A 23,172-nucleotide genomic window follows, 5' to 3' on the forward strand; every position below is an offset into this window, starting at 1 on the left:
GCTGCACAAGGGGCCATTTTTTTGCCCAAATCGCGCTCGTGGTACCTTTTTCCTGATTTACAGATAAAAAAAACCGCCGGATAAACCAGCGGTAAATGCTTGCATGGATAGATTTGTGTTTTGCTTTTATACGCTATCTGGCAATTCCCTGCGAAGATAACGGATAGTCAGCTAACCTATCATCAACAACCCCAATGAAAGTTAAACGAAACGCAACTACCTCAAAGCGTTTTCGAAAACTCACGCACTGAGGGGATACGAGGTCCCGTCATTGGTGTCCACCAACGCGATCTGCTCATTTTCATCCATAAACATACAGCGATTTCTGCCGGTCTGCTTCCCCTGATACATCGCCCTGTCAGCCCGACCAAGCGCGGTATCCAGCGTTTCACCCTGTTGAACCCGGGTTATGCCAGCCGTTACCGTGATAGCGATCTCTCCATCAGAGTAGGGAATTTTTTTCTGACCAATCAAACGACAAAGTCTCAAACCCGCCTGGCATGCCTGCTCGTCCGTTTTTGTTCTGATGATGATAATGAACTCTTCTCCACCGTAGCGGTACGCCACCTCATCATATCGCGTCCATGACAATAAATTTGATGCCAGAGCCCGCAATACAACGTCACCAACCAAATGGCCGTAGGTATCGTTAACGTATTTAAAACGATCGATATCTAACAACAATATATAGAGATTAAGCGGTTCGGCATCGAGCAACTGCCGCTCAAAAGACTCATCGAGCATTCTTCTGCCAGGTAAACCTGTTAATACATCGATATTACTGCGGATATTCAATAAATATATTTTGTAGTCCATTACAGATGAGGTAAATGCCAGCAGCGCGTCCTGGAAACTGTCGAAATGCCATGAATGACTACGTTTCTCCACTATAGCCAATAGCAACTCCTTGCCTAATAAATGCATCTTTTCGTGGGTGGCATTTATCTTGCTTACGTAACTACAATCATCCTCATTGTACCGCGATTGATTATTAAGCCACTGTCCAAATCGACAAATACAATGCGAGTTTTCACCCACAATATCCGGCTGTGTAACATCTGAAGACACCACGCAGCGGAACATTGTCACTAACCATTTGTAGTGGGCATCAATGGACTTGTTCAACTCAATCAAAATTGCATCTATTTCCTTCGTATTTCTCATCATCACGTTCTCTCTCCCTGTTCGAGCGTTTCTGATGGAATTATCTTAACGATAAAAAAGAAAATTTATGTAAATTTTTTAATAGTAATTAATAAGCCGCGATTAACAATAGCATTGCGCTATGCCACTGGTCGCGGCATAGCGAGTATCGCCGACTCAGTTCATACCTGGCTCAAATTAGTCGCGGTTCATTGAGCCTTTTATTTTCGCGGATAGATAAAAACCGATAAGAAAGCTGATGTGTATGCCTTAAGCTTTTTATAGCTATGAATGTCCAGTGTCAGTGATGCTACCGTCAGAGTTGTTACGGTCAGGATAAAAATTACAATATCCTCTGCTGTCGCCAGTGGCCAATTCTCAAAGTAGGTTTGCAGACTGTTAAGGACGATTTTATCAACAAGTTCTGTACGTTCAGGCATGTTTAAGACCTCTATGAAGTTCAATGTTTTGGAACAATGATTGTCGCACAGAGTAAAAGTAACTTTTTCCGGTAAGGACGTTAAATTGCAGGGTTCTTTTCTTAGATAATTCAAATAAACGGGCATCACATCCGATTGTTGATGCCCGAAGCGACAGTAAGCAGCAGGCCGGATGGCGCTTCGCTATCCGGCCTGCTGCGTAATTCCCTTTTCATCACAATGATGAATTTATCGGCATCATTCTGTTTAACTAAGCTGAATTGAGGACTTTCCCCCTCTGAACAAACCTTACGCGCTCAAACCACGATGTTCCAGCATCGACTCCATTCGTGGATCGCGTCCGCTCCACTGGCGATAGAGTTCAGCTAAATCAGTGCTATTTCCGCGGGACAAAATCGCTTCGCGGAATTTCTGCCCGTTTTCACGGGTTAATCCGCCCTGCTCTACAAACCACTGATAGCCGTCATCGGCCAGCATTTGCGTCCACAGATAGGCGTAATAACCCGCGGCATAACCGCCGCCGAAGATATGGGCAAAATAACTGCTGCGATAACGTGGTGGCACGGCCTTGAGATCCAAACCTTCTGCTGCCAGCGCCTGCTGTTCAAATTGATCGACCGAAAGAGATAACGCGCTATTTTCCAGACCGTGCCAGCGCATATCCAGCAATGCAGCACTGAGCAGTTCGGTCATGTCGTAACCTTTGTTAAACAGGCTGGCCTGCTGCATTTTATCTCGCAACGCCTGCGGCATTTGCTCCCCGGTAACAACATGACGAGCAAAACGAGCGAAGACCTGCGGATGACTCGCCCAGTGTTCGTTAATCTGCGAAGGAAATTCAACAAAATCACGCGGAGTGTTGGTCCCTGAAAGCGTGGCGTAACGCTGAGTGGCGAACAGACCGTGCAACGTGTGCCCAAACTCATGAAATAACGTAATAACATCATCCCACAATAACAATGCAGGCTGACCTTTTGCCGGTTTTTGATAATTACACACGTTGTAAATAACCGGTCGGGTTTCATTGAGTTGCGATTGCTCAACAAAATTGCCCATCCAGGCACCACCGCTTTTCGATTCCCGGGCAAAGAAATCGCCGTAAAATAACGCCAGACCTACACCATCGTGATCAAATATTTCCCATACCCTAACATCCGGGTGATAAACAGGAATGTCGAACCGTTCTATAAATTTTATGCCAAAGAGTTGATTGGCCGTCCAGAAAACGCCCTCGTTCAGCACCGTATCAAGGGCAAAGTAAGGTTTGAGCTGCGCCTCATCCAGAGCATATTTCTCACGACGAACCTGCTCAGCATAAAATGCCCAGTCCCAGGCCTCGACGTTAAATTGCCCCTGTTCGTGATTGATAACATTCTGGATTTCGGCCTGTTCATCTAGCGCCCGAGCTCGCGCGGCAGGAACAATCGCCCGCATGAAAGTCAGTGCAGCTTCCGGTGTTTTTGCCATCTGGTCGGCAATTTTCCATGCAGCGTAATTGGCAAAACCGAGTAGTTTCGCCTGCTGCATCCGGATCTCGACCAGTCGCTGAATAATAGCCCGAGTATCGTTAGCGTCATTGTTTTCTGCTCTCTTCCATGCGCGGGTGAACAGACTTTCACGGGTATGGCGATCGCGTAACGCCGCAAGCGCCGGTTGCTGAGTCGTGTTCAATAGCGGGATAACCCAACGCGCGTCGAGCCCTTTCTCCCTTGCAGCTTCAGCGGCAACGGCAATTTCCTCAGCGCTGAGTCCCTCCAGATAACGTGCATCATCCACCACCAGAGCACCGGACTTGTTCGCTGCCAGCAGCCGTTGGTTAAACTGGCTGGTCAGCGTGGCGGACTCTGTATTGAGCGCTTTAAGGTTCGCTTTATCAGTCTCATTCAGACATGCGCCGGCCAGTACAAAACGCTGGTGGATGACCTCCAGCAAGCGTAATGATTCACTTTCCAGCCTCAGAGAACCTCTCCGTTGCCAGACAGCGTCAACGCGCGAGAAGAGTGCTTCATTGAGATAGATATCATTGGCAAGGCTCGCCAGTTCTGCGGAAAACTCTTCGTCAAGGTGCTGTAGTTCATCGTTGGTGTGCGCCGCCGTCATCGCGAAGAAAACGCTGGTTACGCGTGTCAGCAAAGCGCTGCTTTGTTCAAGCGCCAGCAACGTATTGGCAAAATCAGGGGCTTGCGGGTTTTGCACAATCGCCTCGATCTCTGCACGTTTTTGCCGCACGCCTTCATCGAACGCCGGGCGATAGTGCTGCACCTCTATCTGATCAAACTGCGGGGCCTGGTACGGCAACGTGCTGTGACGTAAAAAAGGATTCGTTAACGACATCTTTCACTCCTGAAAACGATTTGTTTACCAGAGTAGACTTCCCAGGAATCAACCGCAATCGCGTTACGCAGGAATAGCTCTGAACGGAAATGACGTGCTATGGTAGTACTACATAAAAAGCGTTGAGGAACAGTGAGATGATCGTTTTAGTAACCGGAGCAACCGCAGGTTTTGGTGAGTGCATTACGCGTCGTTTTATTGAGAATGGGCATAAAGTTATTGCCACCGGACGCCGCCAGGAGCGCCTGCAGGAACTGAAAGAGGAATTGGGTGACCGCCTCTATACCGCGCAACTGGACGTACGTAATCGTGCATCAATTGAAGAGATGCTGGACGCCCTCCCTGCTGAATGGCGCAATATTGATGTTCTGGTCAACAACGCAGGTCTGGCGCTGGGCCTTGAGCCTGCCCATAAGGCCAGCGTTGAAGACTGGGAAAATATGATCGACACCAACAACAAAGGGCTGGTTTATATGACCCGTGCCGTTCTGCCAGGCATGGTTGAACGCAACCGCGGTCATATTATCAATATCGGTTCTACAGCGGGCAGTTGGCCATACGCTGGCGGTAACGTCTACGGTGCGACCAAAGCATTTGTTCGCCAGTTTAGCCTGAATTTACGTACTGATTTACACGGCACTGCCATTCGCGTTACCGACATCGAACCGGGTCTGGTTGGCGGTACGGAATTCTCTAATGTCCGTTTCAAAGGTGATGATGCCAAAGCTGAAAAAGCCTACGAAAATACCACGGCGCTGACCCCGCAAGATGTCACAGAAGCGGTATGGTGGGTGGCTTCTTTACCGGCTCATGTCAATATCAACACCCTTGAAATGATGCCTGTCACACAGTCTTTTGCCGGGCTGAGTATTCATCGGAGCTAATTTATCTGCCCGGCCTTGCGCCGGGTATAGATAGCCTGAAAGAAGTGATAAAATATCCGGGTTAACTCTCTAAAAAGTAAGAATGAATGACCGTAGAAACGCAGCTCAACCCTACACAGCCAGTAAATCAACAGATTTACCGTATTCTTCGCCGTGATATCGTGCATTGTCTGATAGCACCCGGTACACCGCTGTCTGAGAAAGAGGTTTCCGTACGCTTTAATGTGTCACGCCAGCCGGTACGAGAAGCATTCATCAAACTGGCAGAAAACGGTCTGATTCAGATCCGCCCACAGCGTGGCAGCTATGTGAACAAGATTTCGCTGTCGCAGGTGCAAAATGGTTGTTTTGTCCGCCAGGCGATTGAATGTGCCGTGGTACGCCGCGCCGCATCGCTGATCAACGACCAACAGTGCTATCAGCTTGAACAAAATTTGCATCAGCAGCGCATAGCAATTGACCGAAAACAGATCAATGATTTCTTCCAGCTTGATGATGAGTTTCATCAGAAACTGGCTTTAATCGCCGAGTGCCAACTCGCCTGGGATACCGTTGAGAATATAAAGGCTACAATTGACCGCGTTCGTTATATGAGCCTGGATCATATTTCCCCGCCTGAAATGCTGTTACGCCAGCATCACGATATCTTTGCCGCCCTTGAGAAACATGATGGCGATGCGGTCGAGCGCGCAATGATGCTCCATCTCCAGGAAATTGGTGAGTCCGTTCAGCTTATTCGTCAGGAAAATAGCGACTGGTTCAGCGAAGATTAATACTACGCTCGCCTCACACCGGGGTGAGTTTCTCCTGCGTTTTACCCTCTCCTGCATAACTGCATAAAAAAAGCTGTGATTTTGATCGAAAACAAAAAAAATCCTTAACGAGAAGCGTATTTATATTGCGCCCGTTACGTGGGACTAAAAGCCCACGGGCTTTGACGGTAAGTTGGAAAGGAGAAAACACCATGAAAACATACGATCGTAACCGTAACGCAATCACCACTGGCAGCCGCGTCATGATCAGCGACACCGGGCTCACAGGCCGCATTACAGCGATAGATACCGATGGCCTGACCGCTGAGCAGATTCGCCGCGGAAAAACAGTGGAAATCGAAGGGTGTGAAGGCAAATATGCCCCCCTCGAGCTGATTCGTTTAGGCATGAACTAATTGGTGTGAATGCCAGAAAACACAGCGCCATCTGGCCCGTTGAAAGCCAGATGGCGACATAAAACATAATCTTCGTTACTTCAGTTTTGCTGCATACTTCGCAACCGTCGCCTTCGCCCCTTCAGCCAGTAAAGCAAGATATGCTTGTGTAACCTGGTTTTTGAACAATTCAACCTGCGGCAGTTCACGACCAAAGATAGCATCGATCGCCAGCAGCGCCCGAACGCGCTCTTCGCCCTCGTTACTGCTACGCACCGCATTCTGGATCACGGGCAACAGCGGATCGCTAATTTCAATCGCCTGGCCCTGCTCATCCACACCGCCGACGTAGCGCATCCAGCCCGCCACGCCCAGCGCCAGTAAATCAAAGTGACTGCCGTTTACAATGTGCCAACGAACGGAATCAAGCATACGCTGCGGCAATTTTTGGCTTCCGTCCATAGCGATCTGCCAGGTACGATGACGCAGTGCCGGGTTGCTGTAACGCTCAATTAACAGATCGGCATAACGTTGTAGATCAACACCTTTTACTTTCAGCGTGGGTGCTTGTTCCTGCAACATCAACGCACGAGCAGCAAGACGATAGTTTTCATCATCCATACAATCATTAATGTGTTGATAACCGGCCAGATAACCAAGATAAGCCAGGAAAGAGTGGCTGCCGTTGAGCATACGCAGTTTCATCTCTTCAAACGGAATGACATCTGCCACCAGCTCCGCACCTGCCTTCTCCCATTCAGGGCGACCGGCGACAAAGTTATCTTCGATAACCCACTGACGGAACGGCTCACATGCCACACCTGCCGGGTCGCGTACGCCAGTGATGTGTTCAATTTTGTCCAGTGTCTCTGGGGTAACTGCCGGGACAATTCGGTCAACCATAGTCGACGGGAACGTCACATGTTGTTCGATCCACGCAGCCAGTTCTTCATCCACTGCTCTGGCATACGCGGTGACAACATTACGCATTACATGACCGTTTTCAGGCATGTTGTCGCAGGACATCACAGTAAAGGCGGCTAAACCTGCCGCTTTGCGGCGTGCCAAAGCCTCAACCACTACGCCTGGCGCAGTTTTTGGCTGTTTCGGGTTTTGCAGATCGGCGGCAATCATTGGATTGTCTAACATCAGTTGACCGGTCGCCGGAGAATGGCAGTATCCTTTCTCCGTTATGGTCAGGGAAACGATCGCGACCTGTGGTTCACACATCGCTGCCAGTACGCTTTCCAGACCATCAACCTGCGCATGCAATGCATTTTTCACCACGCCCACGACTCTCGCAGTCCAGGCATCAGCAGACATCTCTGCAACGGTATACAGATTATCTTGCTGTTTCAGATCGAAAATCTGCTGCTCGCCGCCAATCAGATTCACTTCGCAGTAGCCCCAGTCACTGCCGTGATCTGCAGCCAAAATGTCAGCGTAAACCCCCTGATGTGCGCGGTGAAACGCGCCAAACCCCAGATGAACAATACGCGGAACCAGTTTTGTACGATCGTAGTCAGGAAGTGCAGCCTTTGCCGCTAAGAGCTTGTTTTGCATGGTATGGCCTACTTATAAATGAAATCAGGACTGTTCCAGAGTAACGCCTGTATGGTTGTATGTTTTGATTTGCATTAAGCTTTTTATGATTGGTATGACATCATATAAAGCTGTGTAATAGCATGGACAGCCTATGAGACATCCGTCCATGCTAGTGTCTGGTATCAGTTTGTCTGAGTCACCGAGCAACGAACCTTCTCGGCTTTATTCACCTCGGCAGCATCCTCAAGCACGCTCAGGTCGCGATCTTTCACTTCTGGCATCAGCAACGCGGAAATCAGACCGATCAGTGAGTAGGCGATGACCATCACCAGAATTGGCCACCAGGAATTGGTCATGTTGCAGAAAATACCCGCCAGAACCGGACCAAAACCAACGGCAACTAACCCGCCCGCCTCTTTTGAAATCGCCATTCGCGTAAACCGGTTACGGGCACCGAACATTTCCGCCATAGTAATATTTTCGAGAGCAAATAATCCCAATACGGCAAAGTTATGAATAACAATCAGTGCCGTCATAATGACACCCGGGCTATACGTTTTATCCACTACAATTGACAACATCGGGTAAGCCAAAATAATTGCCGAGATATTCAGGATAATATAAGGCAAACGACGACCAAATTTATCAGACAACCAACCAAGCAATGGTATTGTAATAAAGCCCAGTACCGAACTGATCATTAAGGCATCAGTGGGGATAGATTTATCAAATAACAGGGTTTGCACTAAATAACCGGCAAGGAAGGTTTGGATTAACCCTGAGTTACCCGCCTGTCCAAAACGTAAGCCGGTTGCCAGCCAGAAAGATTTACTGGTAAACATCGCCGCCAGCGTGTTTTCTGACGAATTATTTAATGCCGGAGCGTTTTCTTCATCATTCACTTTCTCAAATACCGGGCTTTCTTTGAGATTCATACGTAACCAGATGGCAAAGATCATCACCACGACACTCGCCAGGAACGGAATACGCCAACCCCAGGCTAATAACTCCTCACGGTCGAGAGCAAAGAACATCACTGCCCAGATTGCCGTTGCGCTAAGGGTTCCACAGTTGGTTCCCATGGCAACAAGTGAAGAAATAATGCCACGTTTACCTTTTGGCGCGTACTCAGCAAGCATCGTGCCTGCGCCGGAGATTTCAGCCCCTGCACCAAGCCCTTGCACGATACGCAGCGTCACCAGCAGAACAGGCGCAAAGATACCAATTTGTGCATATGTTGGTAGCACGCCAATTAAGGTCGTACAAATTCCCATCATGGTGATGGTAATAAACAGCACTTTTTTACGCCCAATGCTGTCACCCATTTTGCCAAATATAAATGCGCCAACGATACGAGCAATATATCCTGCACCGTATGTACCCATCGCTAAAATAAGCGCCATGGCGGCAGACTGTTCCGGGAAAAATATTTCATGGAATACCAGTGCAGCACCCAGAGAATATAACTGAAAATCCATAAATTCGAGCGCAGTACCCAACCATCCGGATACGGCAGCTCTGACCAGATCTTTCGTGGACCTTTCGTGTTTTTCTTGATTCATATTGGCTATCTCTAAGAGGTAAGATGCGTACCACTTACTCGCAGTTTTTATATTATTCAGTGAATGTGAGTAAGACTTTGCAGCAGTGCTGCTGATCTTTCTCAAACAATTCAATTGCGTCTGTAACGTGGTGATAGTCAAAAGTGTGAGTAATAAGTTGATTAGGATCGATGAGTCCATTGACCAACCAGTCAATCACAACCGGGAATTTGTTCGCATTTAATCTTGAGGAATAAATGGACAGTTCTTTACCGGTAATACCTTGTTGAATAATCTGACAAGGATCGCTGGAGAAGCCCATCAGAACAATTCGCGCGGCTGGCGATGCCAGCGTGATAGCCTCCTGTAAAATGGATGGATGGCAAGCTGCATCCACGATGATGGTCGGTTTTAGCCCGTTTTCTACCAGAAACTCTTGCAACGAGTGCTGACTATTATTGATGGCCCAGTCTGCACCACACTGCTTCGCCATGGCCAGGCGTTCATCGATTCTGTCAGCAATCACTACGGTTTTAACCTTATAGACACGCTTAAGCGCCTGTACAGTGGTCAGTCCCATAGGCCCTGCGCCATAAATCAGCGCAATATCGTTTTCTGTCGGATTAATTTGCCCGGTTACATTTGCGGCGATGGTAAATGGTTCGACCATAACGGCATGCTCATCCGGCACAGTATCGGGGATCGTCCAGGCGTTTTTCGCCGGCACGACAGCGTACTCGCTGAAACCGCCATCGCGATGCACGCCCAGCACCACTAGCGATGTACAAACGTTAGGTTTACCAATGGAACAGGGATAACAATGTCCACAGCTGATGACCGGATCAACGGACACCCGCTCGCCTATTCGCGAATGGTCAACGCCGTCACCTACCGCCTCGATCACACCATAAAACTCGTGGCCAATCACACGCGGGTATTGTGCAAATGGATTATGACCGCGGTAAATATGGCTGTCTGAACCACAAATTCCCGCCAGTTTCACTTTTACCCTGACCTCACCTGCTGAGGGTTCTGGCACCGGTCGTTCAGCGATAATCAGCGTATTCGGTTTTTCAATCACGATACTTTTCATAGCAAATCACTCCTTACCAGTTCCACAGCGTGCCATCTTCCAGGCGAGCAACAGGCAGATATGCAGGGTCATACGGATATTTCGCCGCCAGTTTTTCGTCAAACTCGATCCCAAGGCCGGGTTTGTCTCCTGGGTGCATATAGCCGTTATCAAAGGTCCAGTTATGTGGGAACACTTCCAGCATCTGCTCGGAATAGCCCATATATTCCTGTACGCCGAAGTTCGGCACCCACAGATCAAAATGCAGCGCGGCGGCCATGCACACAGGCGATAGATCGGAAGGTCCATGTGAACCGGTACGTACCTGATACAGCGACGCGAAATCAGCAATCCGGCGCATACCGGTGATACCACCCGCATGGGTGATGGTGGTGCGGATATAGTCGATCAATTGTTCTTCGATCAGCTGTTTGCAGTCCCAGATGCTATTGAACACTTCCCCTACCGCAATCGGCGTGACGGTATGCTGGCGGATCAGGCGGAAGCACTCCTGGTTTTCAGCAGGGGTTGGGTCTTCCATCCAGAACAGACGATATTGCTCAATGCTTTTGCCAAAACGGGCCGCTTCAATTGGCGTCAGACGGTGATGCATGTCATGCAGAAGATGTTCGTTGAAACCGAATTTATCGCGCACGGCTTCAAACAGTTTTGGTGTGAAATCGAGATATTTCTCCGTTGACCATAACTGTTCTTCCGGCCATTGCCCTTTAGTGGCAGGTTCATAGGCCAGTCCTTTGCCTTTAGACATACCGTAAGTGGTTTTCATGCCCGGTACGCCACACTGCACGCGAATCGCTTTAAAACCCATTTCTTTATGACGCGCATAATCTTCCAGTACGTCATCAACGGTATGGCCAGTGGTGTGGCAATAAACCATAACTCCTTCACGAGAAGCACCGCCGAGTAACTGGTACAACGGCATATTGGCTGCTTTCGCTTTGATGTCCCACAATGCCATATCCACTGCGGAAATTGCCGACATGGTGACCGGCCCACGACGCCAGTACGCGCCTTTGTAGAAAAACTGCCAGATATCCTCAATACGATGCGCATCGCGACCAATAAGCTGCGGACACACGTGATCTTTCAGATACGACGCCACGGACAGCTCGCGTCCATTTAACGTGGCATCTCCCAGCCCGCTGATCCCATCTTCTGTCGTAATTTTCAACGTCACAAAATTACGCCCAGGACAGGTAACAAAAACATCAGCCCCAACAATCTTCATTTCTTATTCCCTACATCTGTTCTTGTGATGCATGAAATTTACCCAACTGAGCTACTACCATACAAGTATAAAGATCAAAAAAACTCTGCTTGATCACAAAAAAGGCGCTATGCGCGCCCCCATCCTGCCACAATGATCAACATGCCGCACAACGCCACCAGCGCGCCAGACCAGTCATACAAACTGAGTTTTACACCATCGACAATGCGTAGCCATAGCAGCGCGGTCACCACGTAAACACCGCCATAGGCTGCGTATACACGCCCACTGGCTGCCGGATGCAGTGTCAGCAACCAGACGAATAAAGCCAGTGACATCCCGGCGGGTATCAGCAACCAGGCTGTAGCCCCGCGCTTAAGCCAAAGCCAGGGTAAAAAGCAGCCAATGATTTCGCATAACGCGGTGACGAAAAAAAGAAATGTGGTCTTAAGCATTGATGTTATTCAGTTACCTTCGGTTTAACTATGATACGACAGAATCTCGTTAGCGTATCCATATCCACCGGGTGGGTATGCCCGCAAACCGGAATAGTGTAGAATTTAACCCTGTTTTATCGTTTTTACCCTTTCCCATAAAAGGAATTCGCCATGAAAATTACACTGACCAAACGCCTGTGCCTGACGGCTATGCTGACGCTGGCTGCGGCTGTGTACACCTCTTCCGCATTTGCTGAAACCAGTAAACTGGTCATTGAATCCGGGGACAGTGCGCAAAGTCGTCAACAAGCAGCAATGGAAAAGGAACAATGGAACGATACGCGTCAGCTTCGCCAGAAAGTCAACAAACGTGCAGAGAAAGAGTGGGACAAAGCCGATACAGCCTTTGATAGCCGTGATAAATGCGAACAGAGCGCTAATATTAATGCGTACTGGGAACCTAACACACTGCGCTGCCTTGACCGCCGTACTGGCCGCACCGTTGCCCCATAATTATTGCACTTTGAAGGATATTGAAAGGATACGATATGACTAGCGCCCTCAGTGTTAAGTTGCGCCCGCTGGAGCGTGAAGATTTACGATTCGTTCATCAGCTTGATAATAACGCCAGCGTAATGCGTTACTGGTTTGAAGAACCTTACGAAGCGTTTGTTGAGCTGTCAGACCTGTATGACAAACACATTCACGACCAAAGCGAACGTCGCTTTGTGGTGGAATGCGACGGTGAAAAAGCCGGACTCGTGGAACTGGTTGAAATTAACCATGTGCACCGACGGGCGGAATTCCAGATCATTATTTCCCCTGATTATCAGGGCAAAGGTCTGGCTTCCCGGGCTGCTAAGCTGGCGATGGATTACGGCTTCACCGTACTCAATTTATATAAGCTGTATCTGATCGTTGATAAAGAGAACGAAAAAGCTATCCACATCTACCGTAAACTTGGCTTTATGGTCGAAGGCGAGCTGATTCATGAATTCTTTATCAACGGCCAATACCGCAACACTATACGTATGTGTATCTTCCAGCAGCAGTATCTGGCAGAACATAAAACGTCAGGTCCTAACCTGCTGCAACCTACCGCTCAATAAAGTCTGACTAATAGTACGCGATGGTGTTTTCAATTGAGTAATGGTGTTCAACTGCCGGCTTCACGCTCTCGTCAACGATAACGAGCTGGCAGTTGACCGGATTTGCGTATTCATCGTATTTGCACGTTTGTTTGACGTTGCCTACCGGATGATTGTTGAGCAGGCTCACCGCGGTGTAATCCAGCTTCTTCAACGGGTCGACCGACGGTTTGGCATCAACCTGTAAGGTATTGTCCTTATTAACGGTTGTTTTACCCAGCGGGTAGCCTTCCGCATCATATCTATATTGCACCTTCATCTCTTTCCCCGTGGCAGAAACGACAAAACCGTTATCGTCGGTATCCCACACCACTCCTGCCGCAGGCAGTTCCGCCAGTTGGCATTTGCCCTGTAAACGGATCCGTTTTTCCAGCGTTTCGGCATCCCGGTAGTAGTTTGCATCCAGGACCAGCGCCATACCGGTATTGTTTTCAATATCGTGCAGTTCAAGCGTATCGAAACACCCTTCCTGTGACAGCGTACCAACGACACGCTTAGTGACCTCACCTTTATCATTGAGCAGCGTCTGGCTGAAATCTTTCACCGGCCCACGCAGCGGGTCGAAATCAAATTCATTGGAAAAACTGGCCATTTCCGGCGTAAAGGAAACCAGCCCTTTGGCGTTATCACAGCCAACCAGCACGACGCACAGGAAACCTAACAGGGTCTGTTTCTTCACATTTTTCACCGGGATAAGAAGATAATTCTCAATCATATTAGCAAATACAGTTATTTACACCAGAAATGCTAATCTTAGTTTAAGTCGATCATAAAGGAGCTGATGATGAAATACATACCAGGAATTGCCGCGATCATGTTGGTAGTCGCTTCCCCGCAGGTTCTGGCGGCACCCGCGTCATGCGAACGCGTAAAAAGCGATATCGAACAGCGCATCATCAATAATGGTGTTGCTGAATCCAGCTTCACGCTGAATATTGTCCCCAACGATCAGGCCGATCAACCTGACTCACTGGTAGTCGGACATTGTGCAAATGATACGCACAAAATTCTCTATACCCGAACCAACAGCGGCAACGCCCCCGCCAATAGCACATCTGCACAAGACGGACACGTCGCCGAACCGCAATAAATCTCACCCTCCGTGCGCGGAGGGTTACTCCAGTTTGATATGCATTAAGATGACATACTCATAAATGGGTAAACTCACTCCATTATTAGCATGCTATTAATTTCGCTGTAGAGATTAATATATAGCGATAACTATAATGGAGTGAGTTATGTCTGATACTGAGCAATATGGAGGCATCAGCCGCAGGACGTTAGTGAAATCCTCGGCTATCGGTTCGCTGGCGCTTGCCGCAGGTGGGCTGTCATTACCTTTTGGAATGCGCACCGCCGCCGCTGCGGTACAACAGGCGATACAACCGGCTGAAGAGAAAGTGGTTTGGGGCGCGTGTTCCGTAAACTGCGGCAGCCGTTGTGCCCTGCAACTCCACGTCAAAGATGACGAAGTCGTATGGGTGGAGTCCGATACGACCGGAGACGATCTTTATGGTCAGCACCAGGTTCGTGCCTGTCTGCGAGGGCGTTCAATCCGCCGACGGATCAATCATCCGGATCGCCTGAATTATCCGATGAAGCGCGTAGGCAAACGTGGTGAGGGAAAATTCGAACGTATAACCTGGCAGGAAGCGCTGGATACCATCAGTGACAGTTTAAAAAATACCGTAGAGAAATACGGTAATGAAGCTGTTTATATTAATTACACCTCAGGCATTGTAGGCGGCAACATTACGCGCTCCTCTCCTTATGCCTCGCTGGTCGCTCGCCTGATGAACTGCTATGGCGGTTTCCTGAGCCATTACGGCACTTACAGCACCGCACAAATCGCGGCAGCAATGCCTTATACCTACGGCTCAAATGACGGCAACAGCACATCCGACATCGAAAACACGAAACTGGTAGTAATGTTTGGCAATAATCCAGCCGAAACGCGCATGAGCGGCGGCGGAATAACGTACTTCCTTGAGCAGGCCCGGGAGCGATCTAATGCCCGGATGATCGTCATTGATCCGCGCTATACCGATACCGCTGCGGGTCGTGAAGATGAGTGGATCCCTATCCGCCCAGGAACCGATGCCGCACTCGTGGCGGGACTTGCCTGGGTTATGATTAACGAAAATCTTGTCGATCAGGCGTTCCTCGACACATATTGCATTGGTTATGACGAGAAAACCCTACCCGCCGACGCCCCCGCTAACGGACATTACAAGGCCTATATACTTGGCAACGGCGATGACGGTATCGCTAAAACGCCCCAATGGGCCTCGCATGTCACCGGGATCCCCGCCGATCGCATTATCAAACTGGCTCGGGAAATCGGCAGCACAAAACCGGCATATATTTGTCAGGGTTGGGGTCCGCAACGTCAGGCTAACGGCGAACTGACCTCACGCGCGATCGCGATGTTGCCTATCCTGACCGGCAACGTTGGCATCAACGGCGGCAATAGCGGTGCACGAGAATCAACCTACACCATCACGATTGAACGCATGCCGCTGCCGGAGAATCCCATCAAGACCCAGATATCCTGCTTTAGCTGGACCGACGCCATCGCTCGTGGCCCGGAAATGACCGCAACCCGCGATGGCGTGCGCGGGAAAGATAAGCTCGATGTACCGATTAAATTTATCTGGAACTACGCGGGCAACACCATTACTAATCAGCACTCAGATATCAATAAAACGCATGAGATCCTTCAGGATGATACGAAATGCGAAATGATAGTGGTCATCGAAAACTTCATGACATCCTCGGCCAAATATGCCGATATTCTGCTGCCGGACCTAATGACCGTCGAACAGGAAGACATTATTCCTAACGACTATGCGGGCAACATGGGATACCTCATTTTTATTCAACCCGCGACGTCACCGAAGTTCGAGCGTAAACCGATCTACTGGATAATGAGCGAAGTCGCCAAACGCCTTGGCAATGATATCTATCAACGCTTTACGGAGGGCCGTACTCAGGAACAGTGGCTCCAGTATTTGTATGCAAAAATGCTGGCCAAAGACCCCGCGCTGCCTTCCTATGACGAGCTGAAAAAAATGGGGATCTATAAACGTAAAGACCCTAACGGGCATTTTGTCGCTTATAAAAAATTCCGCGACGATCCGCAGGCCAATCCGCTCAAAACACCGTCCGGAAAGATTGAAATTTATTCCAGTCGACTGGCGAAAATAGCCAACACCTGGGAGTTGCAAAAGGACGAAGTAATTAGCCCGCTTCCCGTCTACGCCTCTACGTTTGAAGGGTGGGATGATCCGAAACGCAGCGCATTTCCGCTGCAGTTGTTTGGCTTCCATTACAAATCCCGTACGCACTCCAGCTACGGCAATATCGATGTTCTGCAGGCGTCCTGCCGTCAGGAAGTGTGGATCAACCCTGTCGATGCCCAAAAGCGTGGTATTGCAAATGGCGATATGGTGCGGGTCTTTAACGACCGCGGTGAAGTACGTATTGCGGCCAAAGTGACGCCGCGGATCCTGCCTGGCGTCAGCGCAATGGGCCAGGGTGCATGGCACGATGCCGATATGACCGGCGACAAAATTGATCATGGCGCCTGCGTCAATACGCTGACAACACAGCGCCCTTCACCGCTGGCAAAAGGCAACCCACAGCACACTAATCTGGTCGAAATCGAGAAGGTTTAAGGACTAACCCATGACAACTCAGTATGGATTTTTTATTGATTCCAGTCGTTGCACCGGATGCAAAACCTGCGAACTGGCCTGCAAAGACTACAAGGATCTCACGCCCGACGTCAGTTTCCGCCGGATTTACGAATACGCCGGAGGTGACTGGCAGGAAGACAACGGCGTCTGGCGACAGAACGTTTTCGCCTACTACCTCTCCATTGCCTGTAACCACTGTGAAGATCCGGCCTGTACCAAGGTTTGCCCCAGCGGGGCTATGCATAAACGTGATGATGGTTTTGTGGTCGTTGATGAAGATGTGTGTATTGGCTGTCGTTACTGCCACATGGCCTGTCCGTACGGCGCACCGCAGTACAATGCCGCCAAAGGGCATATGACCAAGTGCGATGGCTGTCATGAACGCGTGGCAGACGGCAAAAAGCCTGTCTGCGTCGAGTCCTGTCCGCTGCGTGCGCTGGACTTCGGTCCCATTGATGAGCTGCGCGAAAAATATGGTGATCTGGCAGCCGTCGCCCCGCTGCCGAGTGCGCACTTCACCAGACCGAGTATTGTGATCAAACCAAACGCCAATTGCCGCCCGACCGGGGATACCACGGGTTTTCTGGCTAATCCAAAGGAGGTGTAAAATGGGCAATGGATGGCATGAATGGCCACTGGTCCTGTTTACGGTGCTCGGCCAGTGCGTGGCCGGGGCGCTGATCGTAAGTGGTTACGGCTGGCTGACCGCTAAAGACGAGCGGGTAAAACAACGTATCGTTCGCAGTATGTTTTTTCTGTGGCTGGTGATGGGCATCGCCTTTCTCGCCTCGGTCATGCATTTAGGTTCGCCGCTGCGCGCATTTAACTCGCTGAACCGAATTGGCGCATCGGCGCTGAGTAACGAAATTGCCAGCGGTTCGCTGTTTTTCGCCGTCGGTGGCCTGTGGTGGCTGGTGGCGTTTCTCGGTAAAATGCCCGCAACGTTAGGTAAAATCTGGCTGCTGTTGAGCATGTTGCTGGGCCTGGTATTTGTCTATGCGATGACCAACGTCTACCAGATAGACACCGTCCCAACCTGGTATAATGGCTATACTACACTGGCGTTTTTCATGACGATGCTGCTGAGCGGGCCGCTGTTTGCCGCCCTGCTGCTGCGGGCTGCGGGTGTTTCCTGCAGCCCTGCCAGATTCGCCGGTATCAGCGTGCTGGCCCTGCTGGTGACCGTGGCTGTTGTTGTGCTGCAGGGACTGTCGCTCGGCGAAATCCACAGTTCGGTACAAAACGCTGGCGCGCTGGTGCCCGACTACGCAAGCCTGCAGGTCTGGCGCATCCTCCTGCTGGTTGCGGGGCTGGGCTGCTGGATATGCCCGCTTGTCCGTCGCAAAGAACCGTCCGTCGGCGGACTGGCGCTGGGCTTAGTGTCCGTCCTCGCCGGTGAAATCATTGGCCGCGGCTTGTTTTACGGTTTACATATGACAGTCGGAATGGCTGTCGCAGGTTAATTTTCGGGTGCGGGGCAACCCGCACTGTTCAGGATTGTTTGCATGACCCATTTTTCACAACGTGACAACTTTTCCACCGCAGCGCGTGTGCTCGGCGCGCTGTTTTACTATGCCCCAGACAGTGCCGAAGCTTCGGCACTGGTCAGTGCGTTAAGCAACGATGGTTGGCAGGCGCAGTGGCCGCTTGAAAAGACAACGATTTCGCCGTTAGTTGCACAGTTTCAGGCTGAGGCCGATGAGTCTCTCCCGCAGGCCTGGCAACGTCTGTTTGTTGGCCCTTATGCGCTCCCTTCTCCGCCCTGGGGATCCGTCTGGCTGGATCGTGAAAACGTGTTGTTTGGCGACTCCACGCTGGCTCTGCGTCAGTGGATGCGTGACAACGGTATCCAGTTTGCTATGCAGCAAAATGAGCCGGAAGATCACTTTGGTTCACTACTGTTGCTGACGGCCTGGCTTGCTGAGAACGAACGCCACACCGAGTGCGAACAGCTGCTGGCCTGGCATCTGTTCCCATGGTCATCGCGCTTCCTTAATGTGTTTATCGAAAAAGCCGATCACCCTTTCTACCAGACGCTGGGTGAGCTGGCGCGTCTGACGCTGGCACAGTGGCAATCACAGTTATTGATCCCGGTAGCCGATAAGCCTTTGTTTCGTTAATTTCGTCACAGGCAGGATGCATACTGCCTGTGGTGCATCCTGTTGCGCACGCTGAGCTTTTGCTTCTGTTGTCAAATAGCCGCAAAATAAAACGTCTGAAACTTCCTCTCTGGCCACACATGCATCATTTACATGCTTATCCTGACCTGCGCGCCATGTTCCGCCGTCTGCTGATCGCCGCGTTGATTGGCGTCCTTGCTGCGCTGGCCGTCGCAGGATTTCGTCATGCCATGCTGCTTCTCGAATGGTTGTTTCTGAGCAATAACACGGGGAGTCTGGTCAACGCTGCGACAAACCTTTCGCCTTTAAGGCGTATGCTTACACCTGCACTCGGCGGTCTGGCGGCTGGATTACTACTGTGGGGCTGGCAAAAATTTAACCGTTTACGCCCACAGGCTCCCACTGATTATATGGAAGCTCTACAAACCGACGGACAATTTGACGTCAGTGCCAGCCTGGTGAAATCGCTGGCCTCGTTACTGGTTGTCGCCAGCGGGAGCGCTATCGGACGCGAAGGTGCCATGATTTTACTGGCGGCGCTGGCGGCTTCCTGCTTTGCTCAACGCTTTACCCCACGTACAGAATGGAAGTTATGGATTGCCTGCGGCGCCGCAGCGGGTATGGCCGGAGCCTATCATGCCCCGCTGGCGGGCAGTTTATTTATTGCCGAAGTGTTGTTTGGCACGCTGATCCTCGCATCACTGGGACCGGTAGTGGTGTCCGCCGTAGTCGCATTACTCACCACCAATCTGCTTAGCGACAGCAATGCGCTGCTGTATACCGTTCACCTGTCTCGGGAATTGCATACTCTGGAATACGTTATGATTGTCAGCACCGGTTTGGCTGCTGGCTTCTGCGGACCGCTCTTCATGTGGCTGATGACCGCCAGTCATAATGGTTTTTTGCGCTTAAAACTCTCGCCGCCGTGGCAACTGGCGCTTGGTGGGTTGATCGTTGGCCTGCTTTCATTGCTCACGCCTGCGGTCTGGGGTAATGGCTACAGCGTGGTGCAGTCATATTTACTTTCGCCACCGCTGCTGGCCGTAGTTAGCGGGATTTTTATCTGCAAATTACTGGCGGTGCTTGCCAGCAGTGGATCCGGTGCGCCAGGTGGCGTGTTTACGCCAACGCTGTTTGTCGGCTTGTCGGTGGGCATGCTGCTGGGTCAGGTATGGGGATTATGGCTTCCGGGCTCAGATGAAATTGCTATTTTGCTGGGCTTAACGGGGATGGCCACGCTGCTGGCAGCTACCACGCATGCACCAATAATGTCGACCTTGATGGTTTGTGAAATGACCGGGGAGTATCGCCTGCTCCCCGGATTACTGATTGCCTGTGTCCTGGCGTCGGTGCTGTCGCGTACGTTACGCCACGACTCTATCTACCGACAGCACGCTGCCGAGCATTGACAGACGGATGTACTGCGACAGCTCACGCTGCTCTGCACGAGGCAGATAAGGCAGTTCACCGATAAGCGGGGCAGGTAATTTTTTACCCAGCACATCAATGATTTCCGCATAATGCGCCAGCCCCGGGTTGATTCGGTTCGCGACCCAGCCAATCAGCGGCAGTCCGTCGCTGGCAATCGCCTGTGCGGTGAGGATAGCATGATTAATACAGCCTTCCTGGATACCCACCACCATCAGCACCGGCAGTTGTTCCTGCACCACCCATTCCGATAACGGACGCAGATCGTTCATCAAGCTCCGCCAGCCTCCGGTGCCTTCCACGACAACGTGATCGACTTTTTCGCTGAGGCTTGCGAGACCGTTGGATAACAGGGTGTAATTGACCGGACCACTATGCGCTACGCTACTTTCGTCTTCGCTGAGCGCAATCGGGTTGACCGCTTCGTAAGGCAGTTTGATAGTGGACACGCTTTGCAGCACCAGCGCATCTTTGTTGCGCAGACCTTCGGGCGTCTCTTTGCTGCCTTTGGCTACAGGTTTGTAACCCGCAACGCTTTTACCCCCTGACGCTAACGCTTGTAGTAATGCGCGGGAAACCACGGTCTTCCCAACAGAAGTGTCTGTACCTGTAATAAAGAAACGCTTCAGCATCACTAACTCCACCGTTATGCTTTGAAAATATAAGTCAGGAAAATAAAACAGTGGAGAAAGTCTAAGGTATGACGACCAGGATCAGCTTGAGATAGCGCAATTTTTCGTACGACAGTTAAAAAATGTTAACCCTGTAATAGACGAATCAACAAAGAACCGTTATACATCGCGTCCTTAACGAGCGCCGCCCCCGCCATCGTCCCCTGATTGGTAAACTGCGTACTTTCAACGACTATATGCTGACTGTAAGCCGGAAGTGCCTGCTGACGAATGCTGTCAGCGATGGTGGGGAACAAGATATCTGCCGCTTTACTGAGCGGAGACCCAATCAATATCTTTTGCGGGTTGAACAAATTCACCATGATGGCAAGAATTCTGCCGACGTGGGTCCCGACGCCGCTAATGATATCTTTCGCCAATAAATCACCCTGCATTGCCGCCAGACACAGTGCGTCTACCGTCAGCGGTTGTCCGTGTAAAGAAGAACTCATTGACTGCTTCAAGCGCACCTGCGCCAGTTCGAGCACGCTGTCGACGCTGGCGATCGTTTCCAGACAACCATGGTTACCGCAGTAGCAGCGTTTACCGTACGGATCCACCTGCGTATGGCCAATTTCCACCAGGCTACTGCTGCCTGCATGCAGTAAATGACCGTCAGTGATTACCCCGGCACCCACGTTATGATCGATCACCACCTGAATGACGTCGCGCGCACCACGCGATGCGCCGAAAAGCGCCTCAGCCATGGTCCAGGCGCTAATATCATGCTGAATATAGACCGGTACGCCAGTATGGTTCTCAAGCGCCTGGCCCAGCGGCATCTCTTTGACATCTTCGTAAAATGGCATGCGATGCACGATACCGTTTTCAGTATCAATAATGCCGGGTAAGGTGATGGCGATGGAGGTTAAGCGTTCCAGCTTTTGTTGATGGCGGATGAAAAACTGGTCGACCTGGGTAATAACACGTTCCAGAAGCGGTGTTTCACTGACCAGCTCCATTTCAAGACAATCTTCTACCACCAGTTTGCTGCTCAGATCGCGCAGTGCCAGAAAGATCTCGCCGCGACTGATACGGATGGATAAATAGTGCCAGGCTTCCGTTTCAACAACCAGCCCAACTGCCGGACGCCCACGGCTGCCCGCTTCCTTGATTTCCAGCTCTTGCACCAGGTGCGCTTCGAGCATTTCGCGGACAATTTTAGTAATACTGGCAGGCGCCAATTGCGCCAGGCGAGAGAGATCAATACGCGATACCGGACCCAGCTGATCAATCAGGCGATAAACCGCGCCAGCATTGGTCTGCTTAATTTGATCGATATGCCCAGGCTGACTATCAGCAACCACCACTTACTCCCTTTATTTTCGCGCTCCGAAATAATCTGCGGGCTATGGTGAAGCACTTCAATGGTTCCCGTCAACTTTTTACTTAGCCTTGTGATTTACTGCACATTTTCACTCATTTTTAAACTAAATTAATCGCCTGAACGGCCGCCAGCAGCTGCTCACGAAAGCGTTGCGCGGCGTGACTTTGCTCATGATGCTTTGGCCACACTAACCACATTTCCGAGACAGCATCTTCTTCCGCTATCGGGATCCAACACATTTCATATAGCTGCACCCGTTTAAAAGAAGCAGGAAGTATAGAAACCCCTAATCCTGCAGCCACCAGCCCGATGATAGTCATCGCTTCGCCAACCTCCTGCGCAATCGTCGGTTTTAGTCCATAGCGACGCATCAGGCCAAGAATATCGTCATACAACCCTGTCCCCACATGGGGGTCAAAAAAGACAAATGGCTCATTCGCCAGCTCGGCCAACGTGACCACGGGTTTTTGCGCCAACGGATGCGCGCGTGGGATCATCGCCATCAGTGGTTCATGAAGAATGATTTCACGCTCCAGCGTTTCCGGAAGCTGCGTATTGCGCAGAAGTCCCAAATCCAGCGTCCCTTCATTGAGCGGGGCAATTTGCTCACGTGTGTTCATTTCGCGGGTTTGCATATGCACTGCCGGGTAGCTTTGGCGAAACAGAGATAACGTATCTGAAACGGCTTTGATAAACGGCGCCGACGACGTAAAACCGATACGCAATTCCCCTGCTTCTCCCAAATGCAAACGCTCAGCCCTGGCGGCGGCTTCATTAACCAGCCCGAGGATCTGCCGACTGTCTGCCAGAAACTGCTTTCCAGCAGAGGTCAGCGCCACGCTACGGTTAGTTCGGGCAAGTAACCGGGCGCCAACCTGCTGTTCAAGGATCTGGATCTGCTGGCTTAGCGGCGGTTGCGAAATGTTTAATCGCGCTGCCGCCCGACCAAAATGCAACTCTTCGGCAACGGCCACAAAGTAACGTAAATGACGCAGTTCGATATTCATAT

23 protein-coding genes are annotated in these 23,172 nt (G+C 50.6%); 11 read left to right on the forward strand and 12 right to left on the reverse strand.

The annotated features are described in order from the left end of the window. Positions 1-240: 240 nt before the first annotated feature. The 3 genes from GUC46_RS12165 to dcp all read right to left on the reverse strand — a co-directional run bounded on the left by GUC46_RS12165 (position 241) and on the right by dcp (position 3,917). Positions 241-1,167, reverse strand: coding sequence for a diguanylate cyclase (locus GUC46_RS12165; RefSeq protein ID WP_086529227.1), 927 nt, complete (start codon positions 1,165-1,167; stop codon positions 241-243). A gap of 197 nt (positions 1,168-1,364) precedes the next feature. Then, on the reverse strand, positions 1,365-1,583 hold the full coding sequence (locus GUC46_RS12170) for a hypothetical protein (RefSeq protein WP_003836310.1): 219 nt from the start codon (positions 1,581-1,583) through the stop codon (positions 1,365-1,367). Positions 1,584-1,871: 288 nt separating this feature from the next. Beyond that, positions 1,872-3,917 carry a peptidyl-dipeptidase Dcp gene (dcp, locus tag GUC46_RS12175; protein ID WP_130714663.1) on the reverse strand — a complete coding sequence of 682 codons (2,046 nt, stop codon included), beginning with the start codon at positions 3,915-3,917 and terminating at the stop codon, positions 1,872-1,874. 137 nt (positions 3,918-4,054) lie between these two features. Between dcp and ydfG the strand changes: the two genes are divergently transcribed. From ydfG to ydfZ, 3 genes are all read left to right on the forward strand, one after another. Beyond that, positions 4,055-4,801 (forward strand): bifunctional NADP-dependent 3-hydroxy acid dehydrogenase/3-hydroxypropionate dehydrogenase YdfG, encoded by a 747-nt coding sequence (gene ydfG, locus GUC46_RS12180; RefSeq protein ID WP_003032398.1) that lies wholly within the window; start codon positions 4,055-4,057, stop codon positions 4,799-4,801. An 86-nt stretch (positions 4,802-4,887) separates the two neighbouring features. Beyond that, entirely contained in the window at positions 4,888-5,574 is a 687-nt protein-coding gene (locus GUC46_RS12185; RefSeq protein WP_003032396.1) for a GntR family transcriptional regulator, read from the forward strand. 191 nt (positions 5,575-5,765) lie between these two features. Beyond that, the gene (gene ydfZ / locus GUC46_RS12190) at positions 5,766-5,969 is read left to right on the forward strand and encodes a putative selenium delivery protein YdfZ (RefSeq protein ID WP_003032393.1); all 204 of its coding nucleotides are present in this window, start codon (positions 5,766-5,768) and stop codon (positions 5,967-5,969) included. Between the two features lie 75 nt (positions 5,970-6,044). Here the strand turns inward: ydfZ and GUC46_RS12195 are convergent, their stop codons facing one another. The 5 genes from GUC46_RS12195 to GUC46_RS12215 form a co-directional block, all read right to left on the reverse strand. Further along, positions 6,045-7,511: a mannitol dehydrogenase family protein gene (locus GUC46_RS12195; RefSeq protein ID WP_058842648.1), complete on the reverse strand. Its 1,467-nt coding sequence runs from the start codon at positions 7,509-7,511 to the stop codon at positions 6,045-6,047. A gap of 164 nt (positions 7,512-7,675) precedes the next feature. Then, complete coding sequence (locus GUC46_RS12200; RefSeq protein ID WP_044712387.1) at positions 7,676-9,055, reverse strand: MFS transporter; 1,380 nt, start codon at positions 9,053-9,055, stop codon at positions 7,676-7,678. 52 nt (positions 9,056-9,107) lie between these two features. After that, on the reverse strand, positions 9,108-10,127 hold the full coding sequence (locus tag GUC46_RS12205; protein WP_003032388.1) for a Zn-dependent oxidoreductase: 1,020 nt from the start codon (positions 10,125-10,127) through the stop codon (positions 9,108-9,110). A gap of 13 nt (positions 10,128-10,140) precedes the next feature. Next, positions 10,141-11,355, reverse strand: coding sequence for a starvation-sensing protein RspA (gene rspA / locus GUC46_RS12210; protein WP_130714664.1), 1,215 nt, complete (start codon positions 11,353-11,355; stop codon positions 10,141-10,143). 107 nt (positions 11,356-11,462) lie between these two features. Next, positions 11,463-11,789 (reverse strand): YnfA family protein, encoded by a 327-nt coding sequence (locus GUC46_RS12215; RefSeq protein ID WP_003032384.1) that lies wholly within the window; start codon positions 11,787-11,789, stop codon positions 11,463-11,465. Positions 11,790-11,942: 153 nt separating this feature from the next. Between GUC46_RS12215 and GUC46_RS12220 the strand changes: the two genes are divergently transcribed. Both GUC46_RS12220 and speG read left to right on the forward strand, forming a co-directional pair. Then, on the forward strand, positions 11,943-12,284 hold the full coding sequence (locus GUC46_RS12220; protein WP_003032382.1) for a DUF1283 family protein: 342 nt from the start codon (positions 11,943-11,945) through the stop codon (positions 12,282-12,284). A 35-nt stretch (positions 12,285-12,319) separates the two neighbouring features. After that, positions 12,320-12,880, forward strand: a complete 561-nt coding sequence (gene speG, locus GUC46_RS12225) for a spermidine N1-acetyltransferase (RefSeq protein WP_003032379.1) — start codon at positions 12,320-12,322, stop codon at positions 12,878-12,880. A 7-nt stretch (positions 12,881-12,887) separates the two neighbouring features. On the opposite strand, the gene GUC46_RS12230 is transcribed toward speG, so the two are convergent. After that, a complete protein-coding gene (locus GUC46_RS12230; RefSeq protein WP_003843601.1) occupies positions 12,888-13,598 on the reverse strand; it encodes a YnfC family lipoprotein in 711 nt (236 codons plus the stop codon). A gap of 102 nt (positions 13,599-13,700) precedes the next feature. Between GUC46_RS12230 and GUC46_RS12235 the strand changes: the two genes are divergently transcribed. The 6 genes from GUC46_RS12235 to clcB all read left to right on the forward strand — a co-directional run bounded on the left by GUC46_RS12235 (position 13,701) and on the right by clcB (position 20,146). Then, positions 13,701-14,009, forward strand: coding sequence for a DUF1161 domain-containing protein (locus tag GUC46_RS12235; protein ID WP_096890173.1), 309 nt, complete (start codon positions 13,701-13,703; stop codon positions 14,007-14,009). A gap of 148 nt (positions 14,010-14,157) precedes the next feature. Further along, positions 14,158-16,596: a selenate/tellurate reductase subunit YnfE gene (gene ynfE, locus GUC46_RS12240; protein ID WP_016150220.1), complete on the forward strand. Its 2,439-nt coding sequence runs from the start codon at positions 14,158-14,160 to the stop codon at positions 16,594-16,596. Between the two features lie 10 nt (positions 16,597-16,606). Further along, positions 16,607-17,224, forward strand: coding sequence for a DMSO/selenate family reductase complex B subunit (locus GUC46_RS12245; protein ID WP_086538957.1), 618 nt, complete (start codon positions 16,607-16,609; stop codon positions 17,222-17,224). Position 17,225: 1 nt separating this feature from the next. Then, entirely contained in the window at positions 17,226-18,080 is an 855-nt protein-coding gene (locus GUC46_RS12250; protein WP_130714666.1) for a dimethyl sulfoxide reductase anchor subunit family protein, read from the forward strand. Between the two features lie 42 nt (positions 18,081-18,122). Then, complete coding sequence (dmsD, locus tag GUC46_RS12255; protein ID WP_130714667.1) at positions 18,123-18,737, forward strand: Tat proofreading chaperone DmsD; 615 nt, start codon at positions 18,123-18,125, stop codon at positions 18,735-18,737. Positions 18,738-18,856: 119 nt separating this feature from the next. Next, on the forward strand, positions 18,857-20,146 hold the full coding sequence (gene clcB, locus GUC46_RS12260) for a voltage-gated ClC-type chloride channel ClcB (RefSeq protein WP_130714668.1): 1,290 nt from the start codon (positions 18,857-18,859) through the stop codon (positions 20,144-20,146). Here the strand turns inward: clcB and bioD are convergent. The 3 genes from bioD to GUC46_RS12275 all read right to left on the reverse strand — a co-directional run bounded on the left by bioD (position 20,102) and on the right by GUC46_RS12275 (position 23,170). After that, complete coding sequence (bioD, locus tag GUC46_RS12265) at positions 20,102-20,797, reverse strand: dethiobiotin synthase (protein ID WP_044712378.1); 696 nt, start codon at positions 20,795-20,797, stop codon at positions 20,102-20,104. The genes clcB and bioD overlap by 45 nt on opposite strands. Positions 20,798-20,922: 125 nt before the next feature. Then, a complete protein-coding gene (gene mlc / locus GUC46_RS12270) occupies positions 20,923-22,143 on the reverse strand; it encodes a sugar metabolism global transcriptional regulator Mlc (protein WP_003028923.1) in 1,221 nt (406 codons plus the stop codon). A 118-nt stretch (positions 22,144-22,261) separates the two neighbouring features. Next, positions 22,262-23,170 (reverse strand): LysR family transcriptional regulator, encoded by a 909-nt coding sequence (locus tag GUC46_RS12275; RefSeq protein WP_003836337.1) that lies wholly within the window; start codon positions 23,168-23,170, stop codon positions 22,262-22,264. Positions 23,171-23,172: the final 2 nt, after the last annotated feature.

It is taken from the genome of Citrobacter sp. LUTT5 (assembly GCF_009905315.1).
Taxonomy (GTDB): domain Bacteria; phylum Pseudomonadota; class Gammaproteobacteria; order Enterobacterales; family Enterobacteriaceae; genus Citrobacter; species Citrobacter freundii.

Coding starts and splice junctions, on each gene's coding strand:
- GUC46_RS12165 (WP_086529227.1), bottom strand. CDS start 1,167: ATGATGAGAAATACGAAGGAAATAGATGCAATTTTGATTGAGTTGAAC.
- GUC46_RS12170 (WP_003836310.1), bottom strand. CDS start 1,583: ATGCCTGAACGTACAGAACTTGTTGATAAAATCGTCCTTAACAGTCTG.
- dcp (WP_130714663.1), bottom strand. CDS start 3,917: ATGTCGTTAACGAATCCTTTTTTACGTCACAGCACGTTGCCGTACCAG.
- ydfG (WP_003032398.1), top strand. CDS start 4,055: ATGATCGTTTTAGTAACCGGAGCAACCGCAGGTTTTGGTGAGTGCATT.
- GUC46_RS12185 (WP_003032396.1), top strand. CDS start 4,888: ATGACCGTAGAAACGCAGCTCAACCCTACACAGCCAGTAAATCAACAG.
- ydfZ (WP_003032393.1), top strand. CDS start 5,766: ATGAAAACATACGATCGTAACCGTAACGCAATCACCACTGGCAGCCGC.
- GUC46_RS12195 (WP_058842648.1), bottom strand. CDS start 7,511: ATGCAAAACAAGCTCTTAGCGGCAAAGGCTGCACTTCCTGACTACGAT.
- GUC46_RS12200 (WP_044712387.1), bottom strand. CDS start 9,055: ATGAATCAAGAAAAACACGAAAGGTCCACGAAAGATCTGGTCAGAGCT.
- GUC46_RS12205 (WP_003032388.1), bottom strand. CDS start 10,127: ATGAAAAGTATCGTGATTGAAAAACCGAATACGCTGATTATCGCTGAA.
- rspA (WP_130714664.1), bottom strand. CDS start 11,355: ATGAAGATTGTTGGGGCTGATGTTTTTGTTACCTGTCCTGGGCGTAAT.
- GUC46_RS12215 (WP_003032384.1), bottom strand. CDS start 11,789: ATGCTTAAGACCACATTTCTTTTTTTCGTCACCGCGTTATGCGAAATC.
- GUC46_RS12220 (WP_003032382.1), top strand. CDS start 11,943: ATGAAAATTACACTGACCAAACGCCTGTGCCTGACGGCTATGCTGACG.
- speG (WP_003032379.1), top strand. CDS start 12,320: ATGACTAGCGCCCTCAGTGTTAAGTTGCGCCCGCTGGAGCGTGAAGAT.
- GUC46_RS12235 (WP_096890173.1), top strand. CDS start 13,701: ATGATGAAATACATACCAGGAATTGCCGCGATCATGTTGGTAGTCGCT.
- ynfE (WP_016150220.1), top strand. CDS start 14,158: ATGTCTGATACTGAGCAATATGGAGGCATCAGCCGCAGGACGTTAGTG.
- GUC46_RS12245 (WP_086538957.1), top strand. CDS start 16,607: ATGACAACTCAGTATGGATTTTTTATTGATTCCAGTCGTTGCACCGGA.
- GUC46_RS12250 (WP_130714666.1), top strand. CDS start 17,226: ATGGGCAATGGATGGCATGAATGGCCACTGGTCCTGTTTACGGTGCTC.
- dmsD (WP_130714667.1), top strand. CDS start 18,123: ATGACCCATTTTTCACAACGTGACAACTTTTCCACCGCAGCGCGTGTG.
- clcB (WP_130714668.1), top strand. CDS start 18,857: ATGCATCATTTACATGCTTATCCTGACCTGCGCGCCATGTTCCGCCGT.
- bioD (WP_044712378.1), bottom strand. CDS start 20,797: ATGCTGAAGCGTTTCTTTATTACAGGTACAGACACTTCTGTTGGGAAG.
- GUC46_RS12275 (WP_003836337.1), bottom strand. CDS start 23,170: ATGAATATCGAACTGCGTCATTTACGTTACTTTGTGGCCGTTGCCGAA.